Source organism: Streptomyces nymphaeiformis, assembly GCF_014203895.1.
Lineage (GTDB): Bacteria > Actinomycetota > Actinomycetes > Streptomycetales > Streptomycetaceae > Streptomyces > Streptomyces nymphaeiformis.
On record NZ_JACHJY010000003.1, the window covers coordinates 708044 to 733895 of the forward strand.

A 25852-nucleotide genomic window follows, 5' to 3' on the forward strand; every position below is an offset into this window, starting at 1 on the left:
CGGTTCGCGCGAGCCTTAGATGAACTTCTGGCTCGCGAGGAACTCGGCCAGCTGCTTGCCGCCCTCGCCCTCGTCCTTGACGATCGTGCCGGCGGTGCGGGCCGGACGCTCGGCGGCGGAGTCGACCGCGGTCCAGGCACCCTCGAGACCGACCTCGTCGGCGTCGATCTCCAGGTCCTCCAGGTCCAGGGACTCCACCGGCTTCTTCTTGGCGGCCATGATGCCCTTGAAGGACGGGTAGCGGGCCTCGCCCGACTGGTCCGTCACGGAGACGACGGCCGGAAGCGAGGCCTCCAGCTGCTCGGAGGCGGTGTCGCCGTCACGACGGCCCGTCACGACGCCGTCCTCGATCTTGACCTCGGAGAGCAGGGTGACCTGCGGGACGCCCAGGCGCTCGGCGAGGATCGCGGGCAGGACGCCCATGGTGCCGTCGGTGGAGGCCATGCCGGCGATGACGACGTCGTAGCCGACCTTCTCGATGGCCTTGGCGAGCACCAGCGAGGTGCCCATGACGTCGGTGCCGTGCAGGTCGTCGTCCTCGACGTGGACGGCCTTGTCGGCGCCCATGGAGAGCGCCTTGCGCAGCGCGTCCTTGGCGTCCTCGGGGCCGACCGTGAGCACGGTGACCTCGGCGTCGTCGGCCTCTTCGGCGATCTGCAGCGCCTGCTCGACCGCGTACTCGTCGAGCTCCGACAGCAGGCCGTCGACGTCGTCGCGGTCGACGGTCAGGTCATCGGCGAAGTGCCGGTCGCCGGTGGCGTCGGGCACGTACTTCACACAGACAACGATCCTCAAGCTCACGCCGGCTCTCCTACTGCATCGTCATAACTGGGCTGCCTTGTTGCTCGCAGCATAGGCGCCTGAAGGGCGGGTTTCCGGTCGGGGCGCCGGACGCCCCGACCAAAATATTACTCGCCAGTACACCCAGTCCGTTACCAATGAGCAAGCGCTCAGGCATGTGACCTTGCCAACGCACGGAGAGCGGCGCGCGGGGGAACCCTCAGTCGCGCAGCGCGTTGAAGCGGCCGTGGTGGTAGAGGAGCGGACGGCCCGCGCCGTCCGGGTCCCCGGCGACCGCCTGCGCGATGACGATGCGGTGGTCCCCGGCGGGCACCCGGGCCACCACGCGGCAGACCAGCCAGGCGAGGACGCCGTCGAGCACGGGCACGCCCTCGGGGCCGATGCTCCAGCGGGTCCCCTCGCCGAAGCGGTCGGCGCCGCTGCGCGCGAAGGTGGCCGCGAGCTCCTGCTGGTGCTCGCCGAGTATGTGCACGCCGATGTGCTCGGCCTCGGAGACCGCGGGCCAGCTGGAGGAGCCCGTGCCGACCCCGAAGGAGATCAGCGGGGGCTCGGCGGCGACGGAGTTGAGCGAGGTGGCGGTGAAACCGACCGGGCGCTCGCCGTGCGCGGTGATGACCGCGACGCCGGCGGCGTGCCGGCGGAAGACGGAGCGGAGCAGATCGGGAGAGGCCTGCCGGGGTGCGCCGATCGTGGGAACGGTGCTGAGCCGGAGGTCAGGCGAAACCGTCATGGAGTTGTCCTTCTGCGAGGGCGTCATGAGAGGGGTCCTGGGGTGGTCAGACACCCGGACAGCGCGCGCTCGCGTTGCGGGCCAGATCCACGTGGGCCCGGCCGTAGAGAAGGAGTTCTATGGGCACTCCGTCAGGGTGACGATCGGTGACCGGTGCAGTCAAGTGCGTACCGGGATGTGGGAGAAGTGTCACGCCGTCAGACGACCCGGCCCCGGCCGGCGGATCCAGGGCCGTCAGACGGCCCTGCCCAGGGCCGCGATGACGTCCGCCTTGCGGGGCTGTCCGGCGGCCCTGCGGACGACGCGCCCGGAGGCGTCGAGGACGAGGACGGTGGGGGTGCGGGCGATGCCGAGCTCGCGGACGAGGTCGAGCCGCTCCTCGGCGTCGATCTCCACGTGCCCCACGCCGGGCACCATCGCGGCGACCTCGGCGAGCGTCCGGCGGGTGGCCCGGCAGGGCTGGCAGAAGGCCGTCGAGAACTGGACGAGCGTGGCCCGCTCCCCCAGCTCGGTGCCGAGCACCTCCGGCCCCAGGACCTCGGTCATCCCATTCCCCTTCACTCACCCGTTCCCCCGGTGCAGCGTCGCACGACGCCGATCGATTCCCGCCACGACCACCGCGAGTGACGAGAATCTCCCCATACGAAGCCGTCTGGACTGGTCACGGGGCCCCACATGGGGCACGATCTGCCCAAAGCCGAAAACCTACGGCCGCGTAACTTCGCCGGGAGAACCCCCTCCGGGCACATGAAGAAGAGGTTCCTCTCCGATGGCAGAACTCGTCTATCGGCCGGTCATCGGCGCCGCTCTGACCATGTTCAAGGCGCTCGACCTGAAGATCGACACCCAGGGTTCGGAGCACATCCCACGGACCGGCGGCGCGGTGCTCGTGAGCAACCACATCAGCTATCTGGACTTCATCTTCACCGGCCTCGCCGCGCTCCCCCAGAAGCGCCTGGTGCGCTTCATGGCGAAGGACTCGGTCTTCAAGCACAAGATCTCGGGGCCGCTCATGCGCGGCATGAAGCACATCCCGGTGGACCGCACCCAGGGCGAGCACGCGTACAAGCACGCCCTGGAGTCGCTGCGGGCCGGCGAGATCATCGGCGTCTTCCCCGAGGCGACCATCTCCCAGTCCTTCACCCTGAAGAGCTTCAAGACGGGTGCGGCGCGCCTGGCGCAGGAGGCGGGCGTCCCCCTGATCCCGATGGCGCTGTGGGGCACCCAGCGCGTCTGGACGAAGGGCAGGCCGCGGAACTTCAAGCGGAGCCACATCCCGGTGACGATCCGCGTCGGCGAGCCCGTGGAGGCCCCCTCCGACCAGTACGCGGGCGCGATCACCCGGCGGCTGCGCGAGCGCGTCCAGGAGCTCCTGGAGGCCGCACAGCGCGCCTACCCGGTCCGCCCGAAGGACGCGAACGACACCTGGTGGGTGCCCGCGCACCTCGGCGGTACGGCTCCGACGCCGGCCGAGGTCAAGGACGCCGGCTGACGGAACCGTTTCTCCGCACGTCGAAGGACGCCCCCGGGGCTCAGAGCTCCGCCGGCAGCGTCCGGTCGAGGTGCGGGCGGTCCCGGGCGGCCTTCAGGACGTCCAGGACGAGCGGGTGCGGCTCGGCGTACAGCTCGGGGTAGTCCACTTCGCCGAGCTCCGGCCGTACGGGGAAGGCCAGCCGCTCCTCCGTCAGCGAGAACCGGGCGTCGACGCCCGGCTTGTTCCCCCGTACGTCCTGCCGTGCCCAGGCGCTCTCGCCGGGCAGCAGGACGGCGACGAGGCCGTGGACCACGGGGTCCGAGCCGTCGTCCTCGGTGAGCCGCTGGTAGCAGAGGGCCGCGGGGATGCCGCGGGCCCGCAGGAGCGCGGTGTACGCGACGGACTTGGCGTAGCAGATGCCGGTGCCCTGCTCCAGGACGTCCGAGGCGCGCCAGGTGACGCGGAGGTCGCCGGAGTCCATGGAGTGCGGGATGGCGTCGCGGACGAACGCGAAGGCCGCTTCGGCGTATGAGTATGCATCGGAGTGATCGCCGGCAAGGCGGTCGGACACTTCCCTGACGCGCGGATGCTCGTGGTCGACGGCCTCGCCGGTGGCGAGGTACGCATCGACGTCGGGGTTCTGCTGGATGAGTTCCATGCGGAACGACCTTATGAAGACGGCCGGACGGAGTCAATGACTTTCCGTCCGGCCGCATACATATGCACTCAGGGCTAGCGGGCCAGCTCTTCCTTCAGGGCCTGGAGGAAGGCGTCCACGTCGTCCTCCGTGGTGTCGAAGGCGCACATCCAGCGGACATCGCCGGCGGCCTCGTCCCAGAAGTAGAAGCGGAACCGTTCCTGCAGGCGCCGGCTCACCTCGTGCGGGAGGCGGGCGAAGACCGCGTTGGCCTGCACCGGGTAGAGGATCTCCACCCCGTCCAGCTCGCGCACGCCGGTGGCGAGGCGCTGGGCCATCGCGTTGGCGTGGCGGGCGTTGCGCAGCCACAGGTCCTTCGCGAGAAGGGCCTCCAGCTGCACCGACACGAAGCGCATCTTCGAGGCGAGCTGCATGGACAGCTTGCGCAGGTGCTTCATGTGGCTGACCGCGTCGGGGTTGAGGACCACGACGGCCTCGCCGAAGAGCATGCCGTTCTTCGTGCCGCCGTACGAGATCACGTCCACGCCGACCGCGTTGGTGAACGCGCGCATCGGCACGTCCAGCGAAGCGGCCGCGTTGGCTATCCGGGCCCCGTCGAGGTGCACCTTCATGCCCTTGGCGTGGGCGTGCTCCACGATGGCGCGGATCTCGTCCACCGTGTAGACGGTGCCGAGCTCCGTGTTCTGGGTGATCGAGACGACCTGGGGCATGGCCCGGTGCTCGTCCTCCCAGCCCCAGGCCTGCCGGTCGATCAGCTCGGGGGTGAGCTTGCCGTCCGAGGTCGGGACGGTGAGCAGCTTGAGGCCGCCCATCCGCTCCGGCGCGCCGCCCTCGTCCACGTTGATGTGGGCGGTCTCGGCGCAGATGACGGCGCCCCAGCGGTCGGTGAGCGCCTGGAGGGCGGTCACGTTCGCCCCGGTCCCGTTGAAGACCGGGAAGGCTTCGGCGGTGGAGCCGAAGTGGCTGTGCATGATCCGCTGGAGGTGATCGGTGTACTGGTCCTCGCCGTAGGCCACCTGGTGGCCTTCGTTGGCGAGGGCGAGGGCCGCGAGGACCTCGGGGTGGGCGCCGGCGTAGTTGTCGCTGGCGAAGCCCCGGACCGACGGGTCGTGGTGACGACGTGCGTCGGTCCTGGGGCCGAGTGCCGCGGTCACGGCTTGGGGGTCAGCCACAGACGCTGTCCATTCACTTCCTGGGCGGGCTTGTCCCAGAGACCCGCGATCTCGTTCGCCAGGTCCTTGACGTCGGTGAAGCCCGCGAACTTCGCGTTGGGGCGTTCGGCGCGCATCGCGTCGTGCACCAATGCCTTGATCACCAGGATGGCAGCCGCCGCCTGCGGGCCTTCGTCGCCCCCCAGCTTGCGGAACGAGTCCGCCATGGCCAGGGTCCAGGCCTCGGCGGCCGCCTTGCCGGCGTTGTACGCGGCGTTGTTGGCGACCGGCTTGTGCGCGCCGGACTGGCTGATCAGGGCGTACCGGCCGCGCCCGCCGGCGCGCAGCAGCCCGTCGTGGAAGGCGAGCGAGGTGTGCTGGACCGTACGGATCAGGAGCTTCTCCAGGAAGTCCCAGTCCTTGAGGTCGGTCTCCGTGAAGGAGGCGCTGCCGCGCCAGCCGCCGACCAGGTGGACCAGGCCGTCGACCCGGCCGAACTCCTTCTCGGTCTTCGCGGCCCAGTCACGGGTGGCGTCCAGGTCGAGGAGGTCGACCGTGTCGCCGATGACCTTGGCTCCGCCGTGGGCGTAGCGGGCGGCGTCGACGGCCTCCGCGAGGCGTGCCGGGTCGGCGTCGGACGCGACGACCGTCGCGCCCGCCTCGGCGAGACGCAGCAGGGTCGCGCGACCCGCGGGGCCGGCCGCGCCGGCGACCGCGATGACGGCGCCGTCGAGCGGTCCGCCGTTTCCGTTGGAGTTCATGGGCGACGCCTCCTCGGTGTTCTCGGTGAGGTCGCTCACGCGGCGGCCCGCTCGGTGCTCGGGACGTCGGCGGCGGTGATCCCCTTGGTGTCGGCGATCACGCCCTTCAGCTTCTTGGCGAGGGCCTCAAAGAACATGCTCAGCGGAAACTCGTCCGGAAGCACGTCGTCGACCAGCTTGCGGGGCGGCAGGGAGAGGTCGAGGGCGTCGGGACCCTTGGCCCACTTCGATCCCGGGTGCGGGGCGAGGTAGGCGGAGACGAACTCGTACGCCTTGAACCAGTGGACCAGCTTCGGGCGGTCGATGCCCTCGCGGTAGAGGGTCTCGATCTCGGAGCAGAGGCGGTTGGTGACCTCGGGGGCCCGGTCCCAGTCGATCGTGAGGACGTTGTCCGTCCAGCGCACCACGTCGTTCTTGTGGAGGTACGCGAAGAGGAGCTGGCCGCCCAGACCGTCGTAGTTGCGGGTGCGGTCGCCGGTGAGCGGGAAGCGGAACATCCGGTCGAAGAGGACGGCGTACTGCACGTCACGGCCGTGCCCGTTGCCCTCGGACTCCAGCTTCACGGCCTCCTTGAAGGCGGTGAGGTCGCAGCGGAGCTCCTCCAGGCCGTACATCCAGAACGGCTGGCGCTGCTTGATCATGAAGGGGTCGAAGGGCAGGTCGCCGCGGCTGTGGGCGCGGTCGTGGACCAGGTCCCAGAGCGCGAAGGCCTGCTGGCAGCGCTCCTGGTCGCCGAGCATGACGGCGATGTCCTCGGGGAGCTTCACGCCGAGGGTGTCGACGGCGGCCTCGGTGACCTTGCGGAAGCGCGCGGCCTCGCGGTCGCAGAAGATGCCGCCCCAGGTGAAGCGCTCGGGGACCTCGCGGACGGCGACGGTCTCCGGGAAGAGGACGGCCGAGTTGGTGTCGTACCCGGCGGTGAAGTCCTCGAAGGTGATGCCGCAGAAGCCCGGATTGTCGTAGCGGGTGCGCTCCAGCTCGGAGAGCCACTCGGGCCAGACCATGCGGAGCACGACGGCCTCGAAGTTGCGGTCCAGGTTGCCGTTCTGCGTGTACATCGGGAAGAGCACGAGGTGCTGGAGCCCGTCGGCACGGCCGGTGGCCGGGTGGAACTCCATGAGGGAGTCCAGGAAGTCCGGCACGGTGAAGCCGCTCTCGACCCACTTGCGCAGGTCCGCGACGAGGGCGCGGTGGTAGGCGCCGTCGTGCGGGACGAGCGGGGAGAGCTGCTCGACGGCCGCGACCAGGCGGTCCACGGTCAGCTCGACGAGCGCGCGGGCGGGGGCGCCTTCGGCCTCGAAGTCGATGGAGCCGTCCTTGGACTGCCAGGGGCGGATCTCCTCCACGGCATTCTTGAGCTCGGCCCAGGCCGGGTGGTCGATCACGCGGGCGTCGGTGGATATCGCCCCACCGGTCACGTCCTGCACAAGAATTTCCGTCATGCCTCTTCCTCCACAGGAGAACCTTGCGTCCGACCAACGTAACCATTGACGCTTCGTTCACACAAGGGGAGCCAAGAGAAATTATCCTGTGCGACCCCCCTGACGGCAGAAGTTTTTCCTGTCCGTCAGGGGGGAAGCCACCTTTCCGCCTGACGGATCAGCTCAGCGGCTTGATCAGCAGCTCGAACTCCAGGTCGTCGCGCTGGGGCAGGCCGAAGCGCTCGTCGCCGTACGGGAACGGGGTCGTCCGGCCCGTGCGCCGGTAGCCGCGCCGCTCGTACCAGGCGATCAGCTCCTCGCGCACGGAGATCACCGTCATGTGCATCTCGCGCACGTCCCACAGCTCGCGCACCCGGCGCTCGGCCTCCGCGATGATCTGCTTGCCCAGACCGGCGCCCTGGAGTTCGGGGCGGACCGCGAACATGCCGAAGTAGGCGGCCTCCCCACGGTGCTCCAGCTGGCAGCAGGCGACCAGCTCGCCGTCGCGCTCGACGACCAGGAGCCGGCTGCCCGGGGTGGTGATCACCTCGGTCACGCCCTGGGGGTCGGTGCGCTGCCCCTGGAGGATGTCCGCCTCCGTCGTCCAGCCGCCCCGACTGGCGTCGCCCCGGTAGGCCGACTCGACGAGCGGGACGAGTGCCGGGACGTCGTCGAGGACCGCGTCGCGGTAGCTGATCCGGCCGGTCTCCTGGGACGTGGCGGTGTCCATGTTCTCGGGGCTCCCCTCGGGCGTTGACGATCGGCGTGCGCGATCGGCCCGAGCCTAACGCGCGCCTTTCGCTCTCCTCGTACGCCTGTGCGCGCCTGTGCGCCCGCGTGCGGCCCCCGGGAGGCGGGCATTCCTTCCTGGAGGGGACGGCGAGGGCCTGTCTGACCATTCCGGCCTGATCCGACGGGAATGGTCAGACAGGCCCTAGGGGGAGGTGTGCCGTGCACGGACCGGCTCTGTCCGGGTGGTTGCTGGTCGCGCTGTGCGCGGCGACGGGCGTGTACTGCCTGCAGCGGACGCGCACCGGCGTCGGCGAGGAGCGGCGGGCCGCGGTCGGCGAGGCCGTGATGGGTTTCGGGATGGCGGCGATGGCGCTGCCCGCAGCGGTCCTGGCCCCGCCGGAGTGGGTGTGGGCGGTGTACGCGGCGGTGTTCGGCGCGGCGGCGCTGCACGGTCTCCTGGCGGTCCGGCACGGCGGTCACCATCTGCACCATCTGGTGGGCTCGCTCGCCATGGTCTACATGGCGGTCGCGATGGCGGCGCCCGGCGCGACGGGGGCGCACGCGGGGCACACGGCGGGGACGACGGGCGGCATACCCGTGCTCACGGGCGGGCTTCTCCTCTATTACGCGGCGTACGTGCTCCGCTCGGGTGCGCGACTCGTCCCGGTGGCGGCGACCGCGGGGGGTGGCGCGGGCCGGGCGTGGGCGAGCGCGGGCGGCGGCTGGGCGGGCCGGCCGGAGCTGACGCACGCCTGCCGGCTGTCGATGGCGCTCGCGATGCTGGCCATGCTGGTGACCATGTGAGGCCGGGGGCGCGCCGGGCCCGGGGAGCTCCCATGGGATCCGGCCCCGTGCCCGCGTCTTCCGGCCAACCAAACCGTGGCGTACGTCACTTGCCGCCCCCGCCCATACCCCGGCGCGTACCGCGCTCATAGGCTGGCGCCATGTGGGTCTCCCTCGCGCTGTTCCTGCTCGGCCTCCTGACCGCCGTCGCGGCCCCCAAGCTGCTGTCCCGGGCCGACTGGGTGGAGCGAGAACCCGTGGTGGCCCTGTGGGTGTGGCAGTGCGTGGTGGCCGCGGTACTGGTCAGCTTCGCGCTCTCCATGACGTTCAGCGCGTCCGTGGCCTGGCAGGCCGTACGGGGGCAGGTCTTCGCGGGCGCACCGCGCGCGGTGGTCGACGCGTACGAGCTCGGCACGTCCGGGCCCTGGTCGGCGGTGCTCGCGGTGGCCCTGGCGGCCGGCGGGGTCTGGTCCGGGGCGATGCTGGGCCGCGAGATCGGCCAGGCCCGCGCCCGCCGCCGGCAGCACCGCTGCGAACTGCTCGTCCGCGCACCCCTGCTGCCCGGGGAGCAGCCGGCCGGCGAGCGGCTCGTCGTCCTGGAGGGCGAGCGGGCGAACGCCTGGTGGGTCCCGGGCTCCACGCCCCGGCTGGTCATCACGACCGCGGCGCTGCGCCGGTTGAAGGGGCGTCAGCTGGACGCGGTCCTGGCTCACGAGCAGGGCCACGCCCGGGCCCGGCACGACTGGCTGCTGCACTCCTCGGGCGCGCTGGCCGCCGGATTCCCCGGGATCCCCGTCTTCGCGGCCTTCCGCGAGGAGATGCACCGTCTGGTGGAGCTGGCCGCCGACGACGTCGCCTCGCGTCGCTTCGGGCGGCTGACGATCGCGCTCGCGCTGGTCGAACTGAACGAGGACCGAGGAGTGTTCGGCCCGGGGCCCGCGCCCGACGCCGGTCTGCCGCAGCGGGTGAACCGGCTGCTGACCGCGACCCCGCGCCTGACCGCCGGCCACCGGCTCCGGCTGACGGCGGCCGCTTCCCTGGTGCCCATCATCCCTGTGCTCGTGGCCTTCGTGCCGGCGCTCCGCGCGCTGGGATAACGGCAGGTGGCAGCGGGCGCGACGGACCGGTCCCGGACGGCGACGCGCGCCGGGACGGAGGACCGGTCCCGGACGGCGACACCCCCCGGCCCGGACAACGGAGCGGGGCTGATCGTCGGGCAGGATCGGCGCATGCGCACCTCCGCCGTGATCTCCGGGGTCCTGGCCCTGACCTTGCTCCTGCTCGTCGCGGTGGGGTGGTCGCCGCTGCTCTCCTTCGACCGGTCGGTCGCCGAGGCCCTCCACCGCAGCGCCCTCGCGCACCCCGGCTTCACCCACGTCAACCGTGTGCTGACCGACTGGGTGTGGGACCCGTGGACGATGCGTGCCCTGGCCGCCGTCGCCACGGTGCTGCTGTGGTGGCGGAAGGAGCGGCGGCCGGCTCTGTGGGTGGCCGGGACGAGCCTGCTGGCCGCCGGACTCCAGCAGGCCCTCAAGTCGCTGGTGGACCGGGACCGGCCGCAGTGGGCCGATCCGATCGACTCGGCCCGGTACTCCGCCTTCCCCTCGGGCCACGCCATGACGGCGACGGTCACCTGCGGGCTGCTGCTCTGGGTCCTCGCCCTGTACTGGCGCGACGAGTGGCGCGGCTGGGGGACCGTGGCGGGCGTCGCCGCCGTCTCGGTGCTCGGGGTGGGCTTCACGCGGGTCTACCTGGGCGTCCACTGGCCCTCGGACGTCGTCGAGGGGTGGTTGCTCGGCTGGTTCTGCGTGGCCGTGGCGGTCCTCACGTACCGGTGGAGCGAGCGGCGCGAAGCCCCCGGAGGTGAAGGCGGCCACGGGAGCAGAATGGGAGGAAGACGATGAAGCCGCCTGTTCTGGACGATCCCCCGTGTCGCCCAGAACAGACGGCATCCCCGCCGGTATGCCACAGGGGCATGCCGACGGCATGCGCCGAGTATATTGGCCGGCAGCCAGTCAACGCAGGAGTCCAGCATGTCCCCGCGTAGCCCATCGGTCAATGAAGAGCTTCGGCGCCGGTCGCGGGAGCGGATTCTCCAGGCCACGGTGGACCTGATCGACGCTCACGGCTACGAGGCGACCACGCTCGGCGACATCGCGGAGCGGGCCGGTACGGCGCGGGGGCTGATCTCGTACTACTTCCCCGGCAAGCGCCAGCTGCTCCAGGCGGCGGTGCACCGGCTGATGCACCTCACCCTGGAGGAGGCGCTGGAGCGGGAGCTGCGCACGGAGGACGGCCGCGAGCGGCTGGCCCGCGCGATCGACGCGGTCCTGGGGCTCGCGGTGGCGCGGCCCACGCTGATGCGGACCCACATGGCGGGCATCCTGCAGGCCGAGGGGTTCGTGCAGTGCGAGGAGCAGCAGCGCCTGGCCTTCCTGCTGCGGGACACGGTCGCGCGGTACGGCTCGACGGACGTGGACACGGACTACCCGCTGCTGCGCGCCCTGCTGATGGGCACGGTGGTGGCGCTGCTGCTGCCGGGGGCCCCGATGCCGCCGGCCCGGCTGCGGTGGGAGCTGTTCCAGCGGTACGGGCTCGACTGGGAGGCGGGCATGCCGCCGGGCGGGGGTCCGCCCGACGGCATGCGGGTGCTCAGGCCGTCATCCGGCCGTCATGACCTCGGTCAGTCGTCGAGGTCGAAGTAGTCCGGCTGGGTCTGGACGTTGAGCTGGTCCATCCGGATCCGCTTCGCCGGGTCCGTACGACGGTCGGAGAGCTGCAGGACGTCGAAGCCCTTCGCGATGTCGTTCGAGTAGATGTGGCCGTTGTAGTAGTACGCGGACCAGGAACCGCCCGTCGCCATGGTGGTGGCGGACAGCGGGCCGCGCTCGAAGTAGGCGATCTCCTTCGGGGCGGAGGAGTCGGTGAAGTCCCAGACGGAGACGCCGCCCTGGTACCAGGCCTGGACCATGAGGTCCTTGCCCTTGACCGGGATCAGCGAGCCGTTGTGCGCGACGCAGTTCTCGGTGTCGGCCTGGTGGCGCGGGATCTTGAAGTAGCTGCGGAAGACGAGCTTGCGCTGGTCGCCCTTGCCGACGATGTCGTAGATGCCGTCGGCGCCCCGGTTGGGACCGACCTGGGCGTTGCAGGTGGCGGCGCCGCCGCCGCCGAGCTCGTCGGTGAAGACGACCTTGTTCGCCTTCTGGTTGAAGGTCGCGGAGTGCCAGAACGCGAAGTTGACGTTGTCCTCGACCTGGTCGATGACCCGCGGGTGCTCGGGGTCCTTGATGTCGAAGAGGATGCCGTCACCCATGCAGGCGCCGGCCGCGAGGTTCTCCGACGGGAGCACGGTGATGTCGTGGCAGCCGGTGGTCTTGGAGACGCCCGGATTGGTGGGCGCGCCGGGGTTGCCGCCGCCGTCCGGGCCGTCGCCCGGGAAGAGGACGGGGAAGTTGACGACCGCGGCCTGCTCGGGCGCCTTGCGGGGCACCTTGATGACGGAGATGCCGTCGTGCGGGGGCTGGCAGTCCGGGAAGGCCGCGTTGGGCGAGTAGGAGGAGACGTAGATGTACACGTTCTTGCCCTTGGGCAGGATCGTGTGGGTGTGCGAACCGCAGTTGGTCTCGACGGAGGCGACGTACTTCGGGTTGGCGATGTCGCTGATGTCGAAGATCTTCATGCCCTCCCAGGATTCCTTCACCGAGGCGGGTTGCGTCGTGCTGGCGCACGAGTTGTCGCTGCGGGAGGAGTCGGTGGAGAGGAAGAGGAGGTTCCCGGAGACGGAGACGTCGTTCTGGGAGCCCGGGCAGAGGACCTGCGTGACGGTCTTCGGGGCCTTCGGGTCGCTGATGTCGAAGATCCGGAAGCCGTCGTAGTTGCCGGCGAAGGCGTACTTGCCCTGGAAGGCGAGGTCCGAGTTGAGGCCCTTGAGGGCGTCCTTGGGGATGTTCGCCAGGTGCTCGATGTTCTGGCTGTGGACGATCTCGTCCACGCCGGGTATCTCGCCGCTCTGGATGGCGGAGCGCGCCTCCGCGGCCTGCTGCGCGGAGACCGTGCCCTGTACGGGGCCGGTGTCTCCGGGGTCGGGGCTGGCGGTCGCGGGTCCTGCCACGAGCATGGTGGCCAGTAGCCCGGCGGCGGCGGATGCCACGCCCAGGAGTCTGATGCGGGCACGCGGGTCACGCGTGTCGGACGTGGAACGCGGGGTACGCAACGAAGTCACTCCGTCCTCCCTGGTATCCGTTCATCTTTGAACGGGTGTTGGACCCCGGCAGTATCTTCCTTGCCGTGCACATCTCAACAGATGGCAACACAGACGTAATGAAGGTTTTCGATCGGTCAAGAAGAGAAAGTGCTAGGAACGGTCACTGTTCCCCGCAAGAACCCCTGGAGGTCGCGTTGTTGATCCGCCGTCAGCGTGCCGTCGTCGCCGTGGCCCTGTCCGCCGTCGCCGTACTCGCCCTGGGTGCCTGCGAGTCGGGGCCCGACGAGAGCGCGCCGCAGGCCGAGGCCTCGACCGGGAAGTCGGTGGTGGCACCGGGCAAGCCGGGTGAACCGGCCCGGCGGATATCCCCCGAGGAGGCCGCCCGGCTGCTCCCCGACGAGAGCCCGAACGGCGCGGACTTCCGGTACGTCCAGATGATGATGGTGCATCACCGGCAGGCCCTGACGATGACGGACCTGGTCCCCCGGCGGGCGTCCTCGCCGCAGGTGAAGAAGGTCGCCGCGCGGATCGCGGCGGCGCAGCGGCCGGAGATCGGCGCCATGGAAGGTTGGCTGAAAAACAACGGCGGTCCGCGGGCACAGGGCGCGCACGACCATCACTCGATGCCGGGCATGGCGACCGAGGCGCAGTTGGAGGAGCTGAGGAGCGCGAAGGGCGAGGCCTTCGACGCGCTCTTCCTGAAACTCATGATCAAGCACCACGAAGGGGCCGTGACGATGGCCGCCGAGGTGCTGAGCGAGGGCAACAACGTCCTCGTGGAGGAGATGGCGAACGACGTGATCGCCCAGCAGAGCTCGGAGATCGACCGGATGCGCTCGCTGTAGGCGCCGCGGGGGGGGGCGGGAGGGAGCCCGGCCGTCAGGCCGTCCCCTCCTCCCCCTCGCGCCCGGCCTGGGCGCCGGCGGCGGCGAGGACGGAGTCGAGGAGACCGGGGAAGAGGGCGTCGAGGTCGCTCCTGCGCAGGCAGTTGAGCTTGGCCGTGCCCCGGTACATCTGCCGGATGACACCGCTCTCGCGGAGCACCCGGAAGTGGTGCGTGGTGGTCGACTTGGTCACCGGGAGGTCGAAGTACGAGCAGCTGAGTTCGGTGTCCTCGCGCGCCATGTCCCGCACGATCCGCAGGCGCACGGCGTCCGAGAGGGCGTGCAGCACCTCTTCGAGGCGGATCTGGTCGCGCGTGGGGTGTTCGAGGACGCGCGGGCTGGTGGTGGTCGTCATGGCGGCGGCTCCACTTCATCCGGGATGCGCCCCATTGTACGAGGAGCCTCGTAGTTTGACAGGTGCCGTACTACGATGAGTATCGTACGAGCATCTTCGAGGCATCCCGAAACGGAGTCCGTCATGAGCGTCGCCCTCTTCGAGCCGTACACCCTGCGTTCCCTGACCGTGCCCAACCGGGTCTGGATGGCGCCCATGTGCCAGTACTCGGCGGAGACGAGCGGACCGGGCGCGGGCGTCGCCGGCGACTGGCACTTCGCCCACTACGCGGCCCGTGCCACCGGCGGTGCCGGACTGATCCTCGTCGAGGCGACCGCCGTCTCCCCCGAGGGCCGCATCAGCCCGGCCGACCTCGGCCTCTGGAACGACACCCAGATCGAAGGACTGCGGCGCATCTCCGGATTCCTCAAGGAGCACGGCACCGTCCCCGGCATCCAGATCGGTCATGCCGGACGCAAGGCCTCCACCAACCGGCCCTGGGAGGGCCGCGGCCCGGTCGACCCGAGCGAGGGCTGGCAGCCCGTCGGCCCCAGCCCGGTCGGGTTCGCCGCGGACCACCAGGTCCCGACCGAGCTGACCGTGGAGAGCATCCGGGAGATCACCGGACAGTTCGCGGACGCGGCCCGCCGCGCCCTGGAGGCCGGCTTCGAGGTCATCGAGATCCACGGCGCGCACGGGTACCTGATCCACGAGTTCCTCTCCCCGCACAGCAACCACCGCACCGACGCCTACGGCGGCTCGTTCGAGAACCGCACCCGCCTCGCCCTGGAGGTCGTCGACGCCGTGCGCGCCGTCTGGCCCGAGGAACTGCCCCTCTTCTTCCGTGTCTCCGCCACCGACTGGCTGGAGCAGCAGGGCTGGACGGCCGACGAGACCGTACGGTTCGCCGCGCTCCTGCGCGAGCACGGCGTCGACCTCCTCGACGTCTCCACCGGCGGCAACGGCGGACCGGCCGAGATCCCGGTGGGCCCCGGCTACCAGGTGCCCTTCGCCGCCCGCGTCAAGGCCGAGACCGGGCTGCCCGTCGCCGCCGTCGGCCTGATCACCGACAGCGGGCAGGCCGAGAAGATCCTCGCCAACGGCGAGGCCGACGCGGTCCTCCTCGGCCGCGAGCTGCTGCGCGACGCCTCCTGGCCGCGCCGCGCCGCCCGCGAGCTGGGCGCCCTGACCCCCGCGCCCTCGCAGTACGCCTGGGCGATCTGACCACGGCGCGTCACCGGGAGCCGTTGTCAGTGGCCGGGTGCAGACTGGCCCGTATCAGTGACAACGGCGTCCCTGGAGGTGGCAGCCATGCCCGACGTACTCCTCACCGTAGGCACCCGCAAGGGCCTCTTCATCGGGCGGAGGCACGACGGACGATGGGAGTTCGACGATCCCGGCTTCCCCGCGCAGGCGGTGTACTCGGTGGCCATCGACACCCGGCGGCCGACACCGCGCCTGCTCGCGGGCGGGGACAGCGCGCACTGGGGCCCCTCCGTCTTCCACTCCGACGACCTCGGCAGGACCTGGACCGAACCGGCCCGCCCCGCCGTGAAGTTCCCCGAGGACACGGGGGCCTCCCTGGAGCGCGTCTGGCAGCTGCACCCGGCCCCCGGGCACTCCCCCGACGTCGTGTACGCGGGGACGGAGCCGGCCGCGCTGTTCCGGTCGGCGGACGGCGGCGAGTCCTTCGAGCTCGTCCGCCCGCTCTGGGAGCACCCGACGCGCTCGAAGTGGGTGCCCGGCGGAGGCGGCGAGGCCGTGCACACCGTCGTCACGGACCCGCGCGACCCGGACGCGCTGACGGTCGCGGTGTCGACGGCCGGGGTGTTCCGCTCGCGGGACGGCGGAGCCGCGTGGGCGCCCTCCAACCAGGGTGTGTCCGCGGTCTTCCTGCCCGATCCGAACCCCGAGTTCGGGCAGTGCGTCCACAAGATCGCCCAGGACGCGGGCGACAACGACCGGCTCTACCTCCAGAACCACTGGGGCGTCTTCCGCAGCGACGACGCCGGCGCGAACTGGTCCGACATCGGCTCGGGACTCCCCTCGGACTTCGGCTTCGCGGTCGCCGCGCACCCGCACCGCCCGGACACCGCGTACGTCTTCCCGATCACCGCCGACTCCGACCGGGTTCCGGCGGGCCGCCGCTGCCGCGTCTACCGGACGACGGACGCGGGTGCCACGTGGGAGCCGCTCAGCCGGGGCCTGCCCGAGGGCGACCACTACGGCACGGTGCTGCGCGACGCGCTGTGCACGGACGACGCGGACCCGGCGGGCGTCTACTTCGGCAACCGGAACGGCGAGGTGTACGCGAGCGCGGACGACGGGGACAGCTGGCAGCTCCTGGCGGAGCACCTGCCGGACGTGCTGTGCGTGCGGGCGGCGGTGATCTGAGGTCACGGCCCGACCCGCCGATCGGGGCGCCGGTCGGGGCGCCGGTCGTCCGGCGCCCCTCCGGGCTCAGGGCAGGCGCCAGTCCACGGGCTGGGCGCCCATGCCGAGGAGCATCTCGTTCGCCCGGCTGAACGGGCGGGAGCCGAAGAAGCCCCGGTCCGCCGACATCGGGGACGGGTGCGCGGACTCGATCGCCGGCAGGTTCCCGAGGAGCGGGCGGGCCCTGCGGGCGTCACTGCCCCAGAGGATCGAGACCAGGGGCTTGTCCCGGGCGGCCAGCGCGCGGATGGCCTGCTCGGTCACCTCTTCCCAGCCCTTGCCCCGGTGGGCACCGGCCTTGCGCGGGGCCGTCGTCAGCGCCCTGTTGAGGAGCAGGACGCCCTGGCGGGCCCACGGCGTCAGATCGCCGTTCGACGGCCGGGGCAGGCCGAGGTCGGTGTGCAGCTCCCGGAAGATGTTCTCCAGGCTGGGCGGCAGCGAGCGGACCTCGGGCGCGACCGAGAAGCTGAGCCCCATCGGCATCCCCGGTGTGTGATAGGGGTCCTGACCCACGATCAGGACCCGCACCTCGTCGAAGGGCTGCTGGAAGGCCCGCAGCACATTCGGTCCGGACGGCAGGTACGTCCGGCCCGCGGCGATCTCCGCCCGCAGGAAGTCGCCCATCGCGGCGACACGTCCCGCGACGGGGCCCAGGGCCTCCGCCCAGCCGGGCTCCACCAGTTCGTTCAAGGGTCGCGCTGTCACAGTCCGTCACTCTACCGGCCTACGCTGACAACGGGGTCCGGCGCGGACCCCCGCCGGCTCCCGCTCACGTCTCCGAGGATGGTGCACCGTGGTCTCCGTGGATCCCGTACGTCCCGCTCTTCCCGTGGCCGAGTCCTCCGACGCCCTGGTCGTCGGCGTCGACTCCGGCGGTTCGGGGCTCCGCGTCGCGCTGGCCGAGGCGGTGAGCGGCACCGTCCTGGAGACCGTCTCCTCCCGGGAGCCGGTGCGGACCGGACCGGGCGGGATCTCCGCCGGTCACTTCCTGGAGCAGGCCCTGCCCTCCGTCGCCGCCCTGCGGGAGCGGGCCGGCGGGCGGCCGGTCGCGGCCGTCGCCGTGGGTGCCGCGGGGATGGCGACCCTCGGGGACGAGCTGCGGGCCGAACTGCCGGGCGCCTTCGCGGAGGCGTGGGGGGTGCGCCGTCTGGCGCTCGCGGCCGACGCGGTCACCGCCTACGCCGGGGCGCTCGGCCAGCGGCCGGGCGTCGTCGTCGCCGGCGGTACGGGGCTGATCGCGCTCGGCACGGACCTGGCGTCCTGGCGGCGGGCCGACGGCTGGGGGCACCTGCTCGGCGACTGCGGCAGCGGCGCCTGGATCGGCCGGTCGGGCCTCGAGGCGGCGATGCGCGCGTACGACGGGCGGCGCGGGGGTTCGACGGAGCTCCTGGCGCGGGCCGAGAAGCTCTTCGGGCCCGCGGCCGGACTGGCGGGCGTGCTCTACCCGCGTACGGACCGGCCCGCCGTACTCGCCTCCTTCGCCCCCGAGGTGGGGCGGTGCGCCGGGTCGGATCCGGTGGCGGCTGGCATCCTCGCGCGGGCCGGTGCGCACATCGCCGAGGCCGCCGAGGCCGCGTGTCCCGCGGAGCCCGGTGCTTCGGTGGCCCTCACCGGCGGACTCTTCAAGATGGGCGAGCCCCTGCTCGCCCCGCTCCGGTCCGCTCTCGCGGAGTTGCTGCCGGAGGCCCGGGCGGTGGAGCCGGCGGGAGACCCTCTCGCCGGGGCGGTCGCCCTCGCCTCCGCGCTCGCCACCGACACCCTGCGCCTGCCGGAACACCCGTCGCTGCTCCGCCTGTTCGGCGCCGAGGGGGTCAAGGCGGGGCCTTCCGCCCAGTTGGGACGCGGTGCGCGGCGGCGGGAGTCGCCCCGTACGGAGTGAAGGAGACGAGGAAGCGGAACCGGCGCCGGGGCGGGTGCGCAAGCGTGGCGGAACGGAAGTCGGAACAGAGAGCGGACATAGAGGGGCAGAAGGCACGTGACCGCACCTCAGCCAACGGCGCGGCGGGCGAAACCAGTAGCATGCGGCGCCATGAGCTCCCCCACTGGGCCTGCTTCCGGCCTGCCTGTACGAATGCCTCGACCCCGCCAGTCCGGGCGGCACCGTCGCCCCGAACCCGCGGCGGCGCCCGAGGGCGCTCCCGCACTGGTTCTCGCCGTGCCCGGCGCGCCGTCCGCCGCCATACGCTCGCTGGCCGAGGAGGTCGTGAGCATCGCCCGCTCCGAGCTGCCCGGCCTGGAGGCCGCGATCGGCTTCCTGGAGGGCGACGACACCGAGTACCCCTCGCTCTCGACCGTCCTCGCGGCGACCGAGAAGCTGCGCACCGAGCGGTACGAGCTGGCCCTGGCCGCCGGCCGCGAGGCCACCGCCCCGACGGGCCCGGCCGCGGTCGTCGTCCCGCTGCTCGCGGGCCCTGACAGCGCGCAGATGCGCCAGGTGCGCCAGGCCCTCATGGACGGCGGCAACACCGCCGAGCTGACCGATGTCCTCGGCCCGCACCCGCTGCTCGCCGAGGCGCTGCACGTGCGGCTCTCCGAGGCCGGTCTGGCCCGCGCCGACCGCGCCCGGCTCTTCACCGTCGCGACGGCCGCCGACGGCATCATCCTGGCCACGGTCGGCGGCGAGGAGGCCGTGCAGGCCGCCGGCATCACCGGCATGCTGCTCGCCGCGCGCCTCGCCGTCCCGGTGATGGCCGCCGCGCTCGACCAGGAGGGTTCCATCACCTCCGTGGCCGATCAGCTGCGCGCCGCCGGCGCGGAGCAGCTGGCCCTCGCCCCGTACCTGATCGGCCCCGAGCTGGCCGAGGGCCTCCTCGACGAGGCGTCGAAGGAGGCGGGCTGCGCCGCCGCCGAGCCGCTGGGGGCCTACCCGGCGATCGGCAAGCTGGTGCTCTCGCAGTACACCGCCGCGCTGGGCATCCCGCTGCAGCAGCCGCAGGGCGCGCCCTCGCTCTGAGGCCCGCTCGCAGGCCCCGGCCCCCGCGCCGTACGGAAGGGCCCGCTCCGGAATCGTCCGGCGCGGGCCCTTCGTCGTACCCCGACCGTCCCCCGCCCGGCAGTCTCAGCCGAAGACGACGCAGGAGGCCGCGGGGGCCTCGATCGCGCCCGTGCGCGTCGGGATCCCGGTCTCCGGGTCGAGGGTGAACCAGGTGACGTCGCCGGAGCGCTCGTTCGCCGCGTACAGGTGCCGCCCGGAGGGGGCGAGGGTGAGGTCGCGGGGCCAGGTGCCGCCGCAGGGCACGGTGGCGACGAGACGGGCCTCGGCGCCGTCCGCCCCGAGGGTGAGCACGGCGAGGGTGTCGGCGCCGCGCACGGCGGCCCAGAGGAAGCGGCCGTCGGGGGAGACGACCACCTCGGAGGGGTGGCTGGGGCCGGTGGCGCCCTCGGGGACGACGGGGGTCTCGCCGAGCGGTTCCAGGACGCCCCGCGCGGCGTCCCAGCGGCAGATGGTGAGGGTGGGCTCCAGCTCGTTCAGGACGTACGCGTGGGTGCCGGCCGGGTGGAAGGCGAGGTGGCGCGGCCCGGTGCCGGGGCGCAGCGCGGTCTCGCCGTGGAGGGTGAGCCGCCCGGTCGCGGGGTCGAGCGCGCAGATCCGTACCGAGTCGGTGCCGAGGTCCACGCTGACGACCCAGTCGCCGCTGGGGTCGGGGAGCACCTGGTGGGCGTGCGGGCCGCTCTGGCGGTCGGCGACGGGGCCGCCGCCCTCGTGCCGCAGGACGGTGGTGGCGGTGCGGGCGGTGCCGTCCTCGGCCAGGGGGAGGGCGGTGACGCTGCCGGAGGTGTAGTTGGCGGTGAGGAGGTGTCCGGCGGCGAGCGCCAGGTGGGTGGGGCCCGCGCCGTCGACGGGGACGGGGTCGCCCAGCGGCCGGGGCGCCGGCCCGGTGACGTCGAAGGCGGCGACGGCGCCCGCGTCGGTCTCGGACACGGCGTGGAGCACGGGGCCGGCGAGGGCGAGGAAGGAGGGGTCGGCGACGGCGTCGTCGGCGCCGGTGACGGTCAGCGCGCCGGTCGCCTCGTCCACGTCGGCGGCGAGGACGCCGCGGCCGCCCGCCGAGGTGAAGGAGCCGATGTACGCCCGTACCCCGCTCCGGCCCTGATCCGTCCCTGTGCCGCCCACGGCGCCTCCCCTGTCCCCGGGCCGGTCGCGGTCGACCGGCCGTCGTCTCTCGTCGGGCCGACGGTAGCAGGCGGTCTAGACCAAATCGCGGAGCCCGGGGCCCTTCAGGAGCGGACCATCCACGCGCCGGGCGGGGTCCGCAGCGGAGCGTCCAGCTCCGTGAGCACGCGCGCGAGCCCGCGAGCATGGACGAGGGCCGGCGCACCCGCGTGGGCCTCGCCGTCGGCCCGGAGGTGACCCTCCAGCTCCATCGCGGCCCCTTCGCGCGAGGTGAGGGCCTCCACGGCGGCCTCCACCCGCCAGCAGGCGGCGGCCAGGCGGGCGTCGTGACTGGCGTCCGGGTCGGCGGCCACGGCGACGAGTCCCCGCACCTCGGCGGCCGCCTCGTCGAGGAGCACGAGGACCTGGCGCGCCCGCTGCTTCCTCCCCAGGAAGGGGGTCAGCGGATGCACCAGCGGAGCCAGCGAGAGCCGGACGCGCCCGAGGAGCGCCTCCAGCTCGGCGGCGTGCGGCGTCGGGTCGGCGGCCTCCTCGCCCGCGAGACGGCGCACGGACGCCGACGTGGCGGACCGGACGCACAGCAGCGCCCGCTGGATCCACGCGTCGTTCGTGGTGTGCGTCCGTACGGGGAGGACCAGCGTCACGGCGAGGCCGGCGCACACGGCCCCGACGACGGTCTCGGACACCCGCAGGAGGAGCAGCGCGCCGTCGAGCACCCCGAGGAGCCCGTAGAGCAGGCTGGCCATCACGGTGACCGCGAGGATCATCCAGCTGTACGAGACGGGGGCGGCGTAGAAGATCCCGAACACGCACACGGCGACCAGCAGCGCGGTGGCGACGGGGGCGCCGCCCAGCGGGATGGCGACGAGGAATCCGGCGGCGATGCCGGTGACGGTCCCGAGGACGCGGCGGAAGCCCCGGACGAGCGTCTCGCCCCGGGAGGCCGTGTTGACGAAGATCCACCAGACGGTGCCGACGGCCCAGTACCAGCGCTGCTCCGAGAGGACCTGTCCGATGACGAGGGCCGCCCCGGAGGCGACGGCGACCTGGACGGCCTGGCGGGTGGTGGCCCGGGCGAGGCCCGTCCCGGGCAGCGGGGCGGGCGCCGCCGGCGGCGGGACCCGGCGCTCGATGGGCCACAGCACGAAGCGCACGGCCGCGGCCGCACCCAGGGCGATGCCGGTGGCCGCGTACAGCTCGGGGAGCTGGGCGGGGAGGGCGTGCAGGAACTGGGTCACGAAGAACTGCATGAAGGCGAAGATGCCGAGCGCGTGTCCGCGCGGCCCCCAGCGGCGCGCGTACACGCCGGCGAAGATCACGAGCAGCCAGGCCGCGTCGCGCAGGGCCGGAGCGCCGTGCAGGAGGGTCGCGAGGGCGAGCACCGGGAAGCCGACCGTGGGCAGCAGGGCCGTGGTGACGGCCTGACGGCGCACGCTGGGGTCGGCGACCGTGAAGAGGGCGAGCAGCGCGGCGAGCCCGGCGGTGATGGACGCGACGAGGGACAGACCGGACAGCTCGGCCAGGGCGACCGCGAGCGCGATGCCGAGGACGGCGCGCAGCGAGACCCTGAGCCTGACGCGCCCCGGATCCGGGGCCATGAAGTACTTGTGCACGGCGGCCAATCCCGCCCCCCTTGATCTGTCCCTCACCGCGCGCGAGACGTCCCCGGGGGTGGTGGGGGCTCGGACACGACGAAAGCACCGCGGGCCGGTCCGGCCTCGTCGCCGGACGGCGCTGCGCGGCGCCGAAGATGTGTGATGGCTACAAGGATAGACCGAAGGGGGTACAGCGGCTCAACTCACCGGCGAAAGGGTGGGCCATCGGCCCAGCGACACGCCGAGACGGGTGACCGGACGGAGCCATTGGCCCACACCGCCGGACACCGGATGCCGGCGGCGCCGCCCACGCGCCGGTGTCTTCACCGATGAGTTCGGCGTCCTCGAACGGTCTGCCCGGCGACACGACCGTTCCCGACCGTTCTCGACAGGAGTGCCATGTCCACCATCCAGCCGGTGATCGTCACCGCCCACCACGACGTCCTGCGCGACTTCTACACGAAACTGTTCGGCGCCCAGGAGGTCTCCCGGGTTCCGGAGGAAGGACCGGTCTTCTATCTCGGCCTGCGCATCGGCGACACCGACCTCGGTCTCGTGGCCAGGGACGACGCGGGGGACGGGGCGGCGCCGCGGATCCTGCTCAGCATCGGTGTCGACGACGTCGACGAGACGCTCGGCCGGGTGACGGCGCTCGGCGGCTCGGTCGGCGGCGGCCCCACCGACATGCCGTGGGGACAGCGCGTCGCCCACATCAAGGACCCCGACGGCAATCCGTTGAACCTCACCCAGCCGGTCCCGGCTCCCTGAGGGCCGTCCACTACAGTGCGTGGTCACTGCGACTGTCTGTCGCGTTCGTGACAAGAGGTGGGTATGGCCGGCCATCGGCTTTCGAAGAAGCGTCGCTACATCGCCGCGGCGACCGGGGGTGCCGTCGCCGTGGTGGGCGCCGTGGTCGCGGCGCAGACCTCGATGGCGGCCACGGTGTGGCCCGCGCAGAGGACGTTCACCGGGCGGGCCTTCGACACGTGCACGGCGCCCTCCCTGGCGGCGATGAAGGCCTGGAAGACCAACGGCTTCTACGGCGGCGCCGCGGTCTACATCGGCGGGAAGAACCGGGGCTGTGCGCAGCCGAACCTCACCGCGTCCTGGGTGAAGTCGGTCGACGCGGCGGGCTGGAAGCTCATCCCCCTCTACGTCGGCGCCCAGCCGCCCTGCCAGACCAGCTCCAACCCCGAGAGGCTCACGGCCTCGACGGCGGCGTCCCTCGGCGTGACGGACGGCAACGACGCGGCGGCGAAGGCCTCGGCACTCGGCATGAAGCCCGGCAGCCCGGTCTTCCTGGACATGGAGCCGTACGCCGTCACCGACAAGGCGTGCAACGACGCCGTGCTGACGTACGTGCGGTCCTTCACCAGGACGCTCCGCGCGAAGACGTACCGCGGCGGCTTCTACGGCTTCACCAGCTCCAGCGCGAAGGCCGTCGCCACCGCGACCGACCGCACCGACCTGCCGGGCAACCTCTGGTACGCCCTGTGGGACAAGCAGAACACCACCACCGCCGACTGGCCGTGGGGCGCCACCCAGTACACCGGCCACAGCCGCGGCCACCAGTACCTGGTCAACAGCAAGGAGACGCGCGGCGGCTACACCCTCACCGTCGACCAGGACGCGTGGGACGGCCCGGTCGCCATCGTCGGCTGATCGCCCTCCGAAGGCTCCGCGGCTAGCCGGCCTCCCCGCCCAGTTCGGCCCAGACGGTCTTGCCGTCGTCGTTGTAGCGCACGCCCCAGTTGTCCGCGAGGGAGGCGCAGATCAGGAGGCCGCGGCCGCCCTCGTCGACGGCCTTGGCATGGCGGAGGTGGGGCGCCGCCTGCCCGGCGTCGCTCACCTCGCAGATGAGCGACGGGCCGTCGGCGATCAGGCGGAGGACGACCGGGGCGGCGCCGTAGCGGAGGGCGTTGGTGACGAGTTCGCTGACGACGAGCGTCACCGTGAACGGGTCGGCGGGGTGGTTCCACCGGCGGAGGCGGTCCTGGACGTGGACCCGCGCGGTGGCCACGGCGGACAGGTCGTACGGGACCTCCCACTCGGCGAGTTCGCCGGGCGGCAGGTGGCGGGTGCGCGCCAGGAGCAGGACCCGGTCGGGGGTGAGGAGCCGTTCCACGTCGTCGGCCATCGCCTCCGGATCGCGCCCCGGGTGGGCGAGGGCCGCCATCAGGTCCTCCGTCCGGGGCCCTTCGCCGCCGGACGCCAGACAGAGGGTGCTGCCCTCGGGCAGGAAGTACGTCGCGCAGGCGAACGGCGGGCCCTCGCCGCCGAGCAGGGGTCCTTCGTCGAGCGGCCGGGGGTCCGCCGACCCGTCGGGATGGACGACGACGAACAGCGACGCACCGGCGCGGGCGATGTCGAGGCGTCCGTCGACGGGGTCGTGGACGGCGATCGTGCAGCCGGCGGTGGGGTGGACGTCGACGTGCGGCGCGGCGACCGAGTCGGCGGCCGTCGCCCCGCCCTCCGCGGCGAGCCGCAGGGTCGTCGCGTGCAGGCGGGCGAGGAGCTCGTGCGGGTCGAGGTCGAGCGTGGTCAGGCTGTGGACGGCGGTCCGCAGCCGGCTCATGGTGGCGACGGCCCCGGGCCCCCGGGACTCCACCTGCCCCACGACGAGCGCCACGCGCGCGCCCGGCAGCGGGATCACGTCGCACCAGGAGCCGGCGCCGCTGCCACCGGGCCGGTGCCGACGGGCGACGTCGACGGCGCTCTGGGTGGCCTCCTCCCTGGGCGGCGGCCAGCTCTGCAGAGCGGTCATCACGATGTGCTCGCGGGTGTAGCGGAGGGCGTTCTCCAGACAGTTCGCCGTACGGGACGCCAGGGCGTCGGCGAGGGCACGGTCGTCGGGGCCGTACGCCTCGGCGTCGGCACGGCGCTGGAAGGCGACCGCGCCGAAGATCTGCCCGCGTACGGTCAGGGGGACCACGAGCCGCGTCGGGAGCGGACGGCCGGGCGCGGGCTCCCGCTCGTCGAAGATCCCCGGCAGCACGACGGCACCGGCCTCCGGGACCTCCGGCCCGGTCCCCGTGCCGCCGGTGGCGGTGCAGCGCAGCAGCGGCACCGTGTCCCGGGACTGGAGGGCCGGGTCCTGCCCCCGGAGGACGGCGTCGGTGAGGGCGACGACGACGGAGTCGGCGAACGCCGGCACGGCCACGTCGACGAGCTCCTGGGCGGTGCGTTCCACGTCGAGGGTGGCGCCGATGCGCTCGTGCGCGTCGTGCAGGAGCCGCAGCCGGGCGTGGGCCCGCTCGCTGTCGGTGACGTCGGTGCTGGTGATGACGAGGCCCAGCACGTCTCCCGCGGCGTCCTGGAGGCGGTACGCGGAGGCCGAGTAGACGTGCTCGACGTGCGCGGCGCCGGGTGCGCGCCCGACGACGCGCAGGTCGGTGGCCGGGTGGCCCGTCGCGAGGACCTTGCGCAGGACGGCCTCGTCGATGTGCACGCCCGCGAACGTCGCGTACGCCTCGACGGCGGGCATGCCGGGGATGCGGTCAACGGGTATGCCGTGCAGCCCGGCGACGACGCCGTTCACGCGGACGACGCGCAGGTCCCTGTCGAGGACGTGGAGCCCGATGTCGGACTGGGTGAAGACCGCGTCCAGGACGGCGTCGCCCCACGCGGCCTCCGCGCTCCAGCGCTCGGCCGGCCCGGGCGGGGACGTACCCGCCTGGTCCTGTTCACGGTACGCATCCACTCGTCGTCGCTCCCGCCGGACGTGCCCGGCCGCGCCTCAGCCGGTCCCGACGAGCCTCTCCCAGATCGCTCCGGCGC

Annotated in this window: 26 protein-coding genes; 12 read left to right on the top strand and 14 right to left on the bottom strand. The window is 72.6% G+C overall.

Annotated features, from left to right (window positions below; all coding sequences use genetic code 11):
- Positions 1–15: 15 nt before the first annotated feature.
- The 3 genes from GGE06_RS13210 to GGE06_RS13220 all read right to left on the bottom strand — a co-directional run bounded on the left by GGE06_RS13210 (position 16) and on the right by GGE06_RS13220 (position 2077).
- A complete protein-coding gene (locus GGE06_RS13210; protein ID WP_184930907.1) occupies positions 16–801 on the bottom strand; it encodes an electron transfer flavoprotein subunit beta/FixA family protein in 786 nt (261 codons plus the stop codon).
- 199 nt (positions 802–1000) lie between these two features.
- On the bottom strand, positions 1001–1531 hold the full coding sequence (locus GGE06_RS13215; protein ID WP_116165667.1) for a flavin reductase family protein: 531 nt from the start codon (positions 1529–1531) through the stop codon (positions 1001–1003).
- Between the two features lie 234 nt (positions 1532–1765).
- Complete coding sequence (locus GGE06_RS13220; protein WP_116162407.1) at positions 1766–2077, bottom strand: TlpA family protein disulfide reductase; 312 nt, start codon at positions 2075–2077, stop codon at positions 1766–1768.
- Between the two features lie 223 nt (positions 2078–2300).
- On the opposite strand from GGE06_RS13220, the gene GGE06_RS13225 reads away from it, so the two are divergent.
- A complete protein-coding gene (locus GGE06_RS13225; RefSeq protein ID WP_116162406.1) occupies positions 2301–3023 on the top strand; it encodes a lysophospholipid acyltransferase family protein in 723 nt (240 codons plus the stop codon).
- A 40-nt stretch (positions 3024–3063) separates the two neighbouring features.
- Here GGE06_RS13225 and GGE06_RS13230 read toward each other — a convergent pair whose 3' ends face one another.
- The 5 genes from GGE06_RS13230 to GGE06_RS13250 form a co-directional block, all read right to left on the bottom strand.
- The gene (locus GGE06_RS13230) at positions 3064–3663 is read right to left on the bottom strand and encodes a transglutaminase-like domain-containing protein (protein ID WP_184930908.1); all 600 of its coding nucleotides are present in this window, start codon (positions 3661–3663) and stop codon (positions 3064–3066) included.
- Positions 3664–3737: 74 nt separating this feature from the next.
- Entirely contained in the window at positions 3738–4817 is a 1080-nt protein-coding gene (locus GGE06_RS13235) for a threonine aldolase family protein (protein WP_184930909.1), read from the bottom strand.
- Positions 4814–5575, bottom strand: coding sequence for an SDR family oxidoreductase (locus GGE06_RS13240; protein ID WP_116165666.1), 762 nt, complete (start codon positions 5573–5575; stop codon positions 4814–4816). Before GGE06_RS13240 ends, GGE06_RS13235 begins: the two co-directional genes overlap by 4 nt.
- Positions 5576–5610: 35 nt before the next feature.
- Positions 5611–7017, bottom strand: coding sequence for a DUF6421 family protein (locus GGE06_RS13245; protein ID WP_116162400.1), 1407 nt, complete (start codon positions 7015–7017; stop codon positions 5611–5613).
- Between the two features lie 157 nt (positions 7018–7174).
- Complete coding sequence (locus tag GGE06_RS13250) at positions 7175–7726, bottom strand: GNAT family N-acetyltransferase (RefSeq protein ID WP_116162398.1); 552 nt, start codon at positions 7724–7726, stop codon at positions 7175–7177.
- Positions 7727–7947: 221 nt separating this feature from the next.
- On the opposite strand from GGE06_RS13250, the gene GGE06_RS13255 reads away from it, so the two are divergent.
- From GGE06_RS13255 to GGE06_RS13270, 4 genes are all read left to right on the top strand, one after another.
- Positions 7948–8532, top strand: coding sequence for a DUF5134 domain-containing protein (locus GGE06_RS13255; RefSeq protein WP_116162396.1), 585 nt, complete (start codon positions 7948–7950; stop codon positions 8530–8532).
- 140 nt (positions 8533–8672) lie between these two features.
- Positions 8673–9608, top strand: coding sequence for a M56 family metallopeptidase (locus GGE06_RS13260; protein WP_116162394.1), 936 nt, complete (start codon positions 8673–8675; stop codon positions 9606–9608).
- Positions 9609–9740: 132 nt separating this feature from the next.
- Positions 9741–10415, top strand: coding sequence for a phosphatase PAP2 family protein (locus GGE06_RS13265; RefSeq protein WP_116162392.1), 675 nt, complete (start codon positions 9741–9743; stop codon positions 10413–10415).
- Between the two features lie 129 nt (positions 10416–10544).
- Complete coding sequence (locus GGE06_RS13270; RefSeq protein ID WP_184930910.1) at positions 10545–11216, top strand: TetR/AcrR family transcriptional regulator; 672 nt, start codon at positions 10545–10547, stop codon at positions 11214–11216.
- On the opposite strand, the gene GGE06_RS13275 is transcribed toward GGE06_RS13270, so the two are convergent.
- Positions 11195–12628 (bottom strand): LVIVD repeat-containing protein, encoded by a 1434-nt coding sequence (locus GGE06_RS13275; RefSeq protein ID WP_246532548.1) that lies wholly within the window; start codon positions 12626–12628, stop codon positions 11195–11197. The genes GGE06_RS13270 and GGE06_RS13275 overlap by 22 nt on opposite strands.
- A gap of 281 nt (positions 12629–12909) precedes the next feature.
- Between GGE06_RS13275 and GGE06_RS13280 the strand changes: the two genes are divergently transcribed.
- The gene (locus GGE06_RS13280; protein WP_246532499.1) at positions 12910–13560 is read left to right on the top strand and encodes a DUF305 domain-containing protein; all 651 of its coding nucleotides are present in this window, start codon (positions 12910–12912) and stop codon (positions 13558–13560) included.
- A gap of 34 nt (positions 13561–13594) precedes the next feature.
- On the opposite strand, the gene GGE06_RS13285 is transcribed toward GGE06_RS13280, so the two are convergent.
- Positions 13595–13954 (bottom strand): ArsR/SmtB family transcription factor, encoded by a 360-nt coding sequence (locus GGE06_RS13285; protein ID WP_184930913.1) that lies wholly within the window; start codon positions 13952–13954, stop codon positions 13595–13597.
- A 123-nt stretch (positions 13955–14077) separates the two neighbouring features.
- On the opposite strand from GGE06_RS13285, the gene GGE06_RS13290 reads away from it, so the two are divergent.
- Both GGE06_RS13290 and GGE06_RS13295 read left to right on the top strand, forming a co-directional pair.
- A complete protein-coding gene (locus GGE06_RS13290) occupies positions 14078–15157 on the top strand; it encodes an NADH:flavin oxidoreductase/NADH oxidase (RefSeq protein ID WP_116162384.1) in 1080 nt (359 codons plus the stop codon).
- Between the two features lie 87 nt (positions 15158–15244).
- Positions 15245–16327: a WD40/YVTN/BNR-like repeat-containing protein gene (locus GGE06_RS13295; protein ID WP_116162382.1), complete on the top strand. Its 1083-nt coding sequence runs from the start codon at positions 15245–15247 to the stop codon at positions 16325–16327.
- Between the two features lie 66 nt (positions 16328–16393).
- Here GGE06_RS13295 and GGE06_RS13300 read toward each other — a convergent pair whose 3' ends face one another.
- Positions 16394–17071 carry a uracil-DNA glycosylase gene (locus GGE06_RS13300; protein ID WP_116162380.1) on the bottom strand — a complete coding sequence of 226 codons (678 nt, stop codon included), beginning with the start codon at positions 17069–17071 and terminating at the stop codon, positions 16394–16396.
- A gap of 97 nt (positions 17072–17168) precedes the next feature.
- Between GGE06_RS13300 and GGE06_RS13305 the strand changes: the two genes are divergently transcribed.
- Together GGE06_RS13305 and GGE06_RS13310 are read left to right on the top strand one after the other, a co-directional pair.
- Positions 17169–18245 (top strand): N-acetylglucosamine kinase, encoded by a 1077-nt coding sequence (locus GGE06_RS13305; protein WP_312883129.1) that lies wholly within the window; start codon positions 17169–17171, stop codon positions 18243–18245.
- Positions 18246–18395: 150 nt separating this feature from the next.
- A complete protein-coding gene (locus GGE06_RS13310) occupies positions 18396–19319 on the top strand; it encodes a sirohydrochlorin chelatase (RefSeq protein ID WP_116162378.1) in 924 nt (307 codons plus the stop codon).
- A gap of 105 nt (positions 19320–19424) precedes the next feature.
- Here the strand turns inward: GGE06_RS13310 and GGE06_RS13315 are convergent, their stop codons facing one another.
- Both GGE06_RS13315 and GGE06_RS13320 read right to left on the bottom strand, forming a co-directional pair.
- Positions 19425–20480, bottom strand: coding sequence for a lactonase family protein (locus GGE06_RS13315; RefSeq protein WP_184930914.1), 1056 nt, complete (start codon positions 20478–20480; stop codon positions 19425–19427).
- Between the two features lie 104 nt (positions 20481–20584).
- On the bottom strand, positions 20585–22078 hold the full coding sequence (locus GGE06_RS13320; RefSeq protein ID WP_116165663.1) for an FUSC family protein: 1494 nt from the start codon (positions 22076–22078) through the stop codon (positions 20585–20587).
- Between the two features lie 396 nt (positions 22079–22474).
- Between GGE06_RS13320 and GGE06_RS13325 the strand changes: the two genes are divergently transcribed.
- Complete coding sequence (locus GGE06_RS13325) at positions 22475–22843, top strand: VOC family protein (RefSeq protein WP_184930915.1); 369 nt, start codon at positions 22475–22477, stop codon at positions 22841–22843.
- 63 nt (positions 22844–22906) lie between these two features.
- Complete coding sequence (locus tag GGE06_RS13330; RefSeq protein WP_116162373.1) at positions 22907–23737, top strand: glycoside hydrolase domain-containing protein; 831 nt, start codon at positions 22907–22909, stop codon at positions 23735–23737.
- 22 nt (positions 23738–23759) lie between these two features.
- On the opposite strand, the gene GGE06_RS13335 is transcribed toward GGE06_RS13330, so the two are convergent.
- Positions 23760–25775, bottom strand: coding sequence for a SpoIIE family protein phosphatase (locus GGE06_RS13335; protein ID WP_184930916.1), 2016 nt, complete (start codon positions 25773–25775; stop codon positions 23760–23762).
- Positions 25776–25852 lie beyond the last annotated feature (77 nt).

Excerpts from the sequence above, each read along its gene's own strand:
- GGE06_RS13230 (WP_184930908.1), bottom strand. The coding sequence starts at position 3,663 with ATGGAACTCATCCAGCAGAACCCCGACGTCGATGCGTACCTCGCCACC.
- GGE06_RS13240 (WP_116165666.1), bottom strand. The coding sequence starts at position 5,575 with ATGAACTCCAACGGAAACGGCGGACCGCTCGACGGCGCCGTCATCGCG.
- GGE06_RS13285 (WP_184930913.1), bottom strand. The coding sequence starts at position 13,954 with ATGACGACCACCACCAGCCCGCGCGTCCTCGAACACCCCACGCGCGAC.
- GGE06_RS13310 (WP_116162378.1), top strand. The coding sequence starts at position 18,396 with ATGAGCTCCCCCACTGGGCCTGCTTCCGGCCTGCCTGTACGAATGCCT.
- GGE06_RS13320 (WP_116165663.1), bottom strand. The coding sequence starts at position 22,078 with ATGGCCCCGGATCCGGGGCGCGTCAGGCTCAGGGTCTCGCTGCGCGCC.
- GGE06_RS13270 (WP_184930910.1), top strand. The coding sequence starts at position 10,545 with ATGTCCCCGCGTAGCCCATCGGTCAATGAAGAGCTTCGGCGCCGGTCG.
- GGE06_RS13330 (WP_116162373.1), top strand. The coding sequence starts at position 22,907 with ATGGCCGGCCATCGGCTTTCGAAGAAGCGTCGCTACATCGCCGCGGCG.
- GGE06_RS13275 (WP_246532548.1), bottom strand. The coding sequence starts at position 12,628 with ATGCTCGTGGCAGGACCCGCGACCGCCAGCCCCGACCCCGGAGACACC.
- GGE06_RS13225 (WP_116162406.1), top strand. The coding sequence starts at position 2,301 with ATGGCAGAACTCGTCTATCGGCCGGTCATCGGCGCCGCTCTGACCATG.
- GGE06_RS13295 (WP_116162382.1), top strand. The coding sequence starts at position 15,245 with ATGCCCGACGTACTCCTCACCGTAGGCACCCGCAAGGGCCTCTTCATC.
- GGE06_RS13250 (WP_116162398.1), bottom strand. The coding sequence starts at position 7,726 with ATGGACACCGCCACGTCCCAGGAGACCGGCCGGATCAGCTACCGCGAC.
- GGE06_RS13325 (WP_184930915.1), top strand. The coding sequence starts at position 22,475 with ATGTCCACCATCCAGCCGGTGATCGTCACCGCCCACCACGACGTCCTG.
- GGE06_RS13220 (WP_116162407.1), bottom strand. The coding sequence starts at position 2,077 with ATGACCGAGGTCCTGGGGCCGGAGGTGCTCGGCACCGAGCTGGGGGAG.
- GGE06_RS13245 (WP_116162400.1), bottom strand. The coding sequence starts at position 7,017 with ATGACGGAAATTCTTGTGCAGGACGTGACCGGTGGGGCGATATCCACC.
- GGE06_RS13260 (WP_116162394.1), top strand. The coding sequence starts at position 8,673 with ATGTGGGTCTCCCTCGCGCTGTTCCTGCTCGGCCTCCTGACCGCCGTC.
- GGE06_RS13290 (WP_116162384.1), top strand. The coding sequence starts at position 14,078 with ATGAGCGTCGCCCTCTTCGAGCCGTACACCCTGCGTTCCCTGACCGTG.
- GGE06_RS13265 (WP_116162392.1), top strand. The coding sequence starts at position 9,741 with ATGCGCACCTCCGCCGTGATCTCCGGGGTCCTGGCCCTGACCTTGCTC.
- GGE06_RS13215 (WP_116165667.1), bottom strand. The coding sequence starts at position 1,531 with ATGACGGTTTCGCCTGACCTCCGGCTCAGCACCGTTCCCACGATCGGC.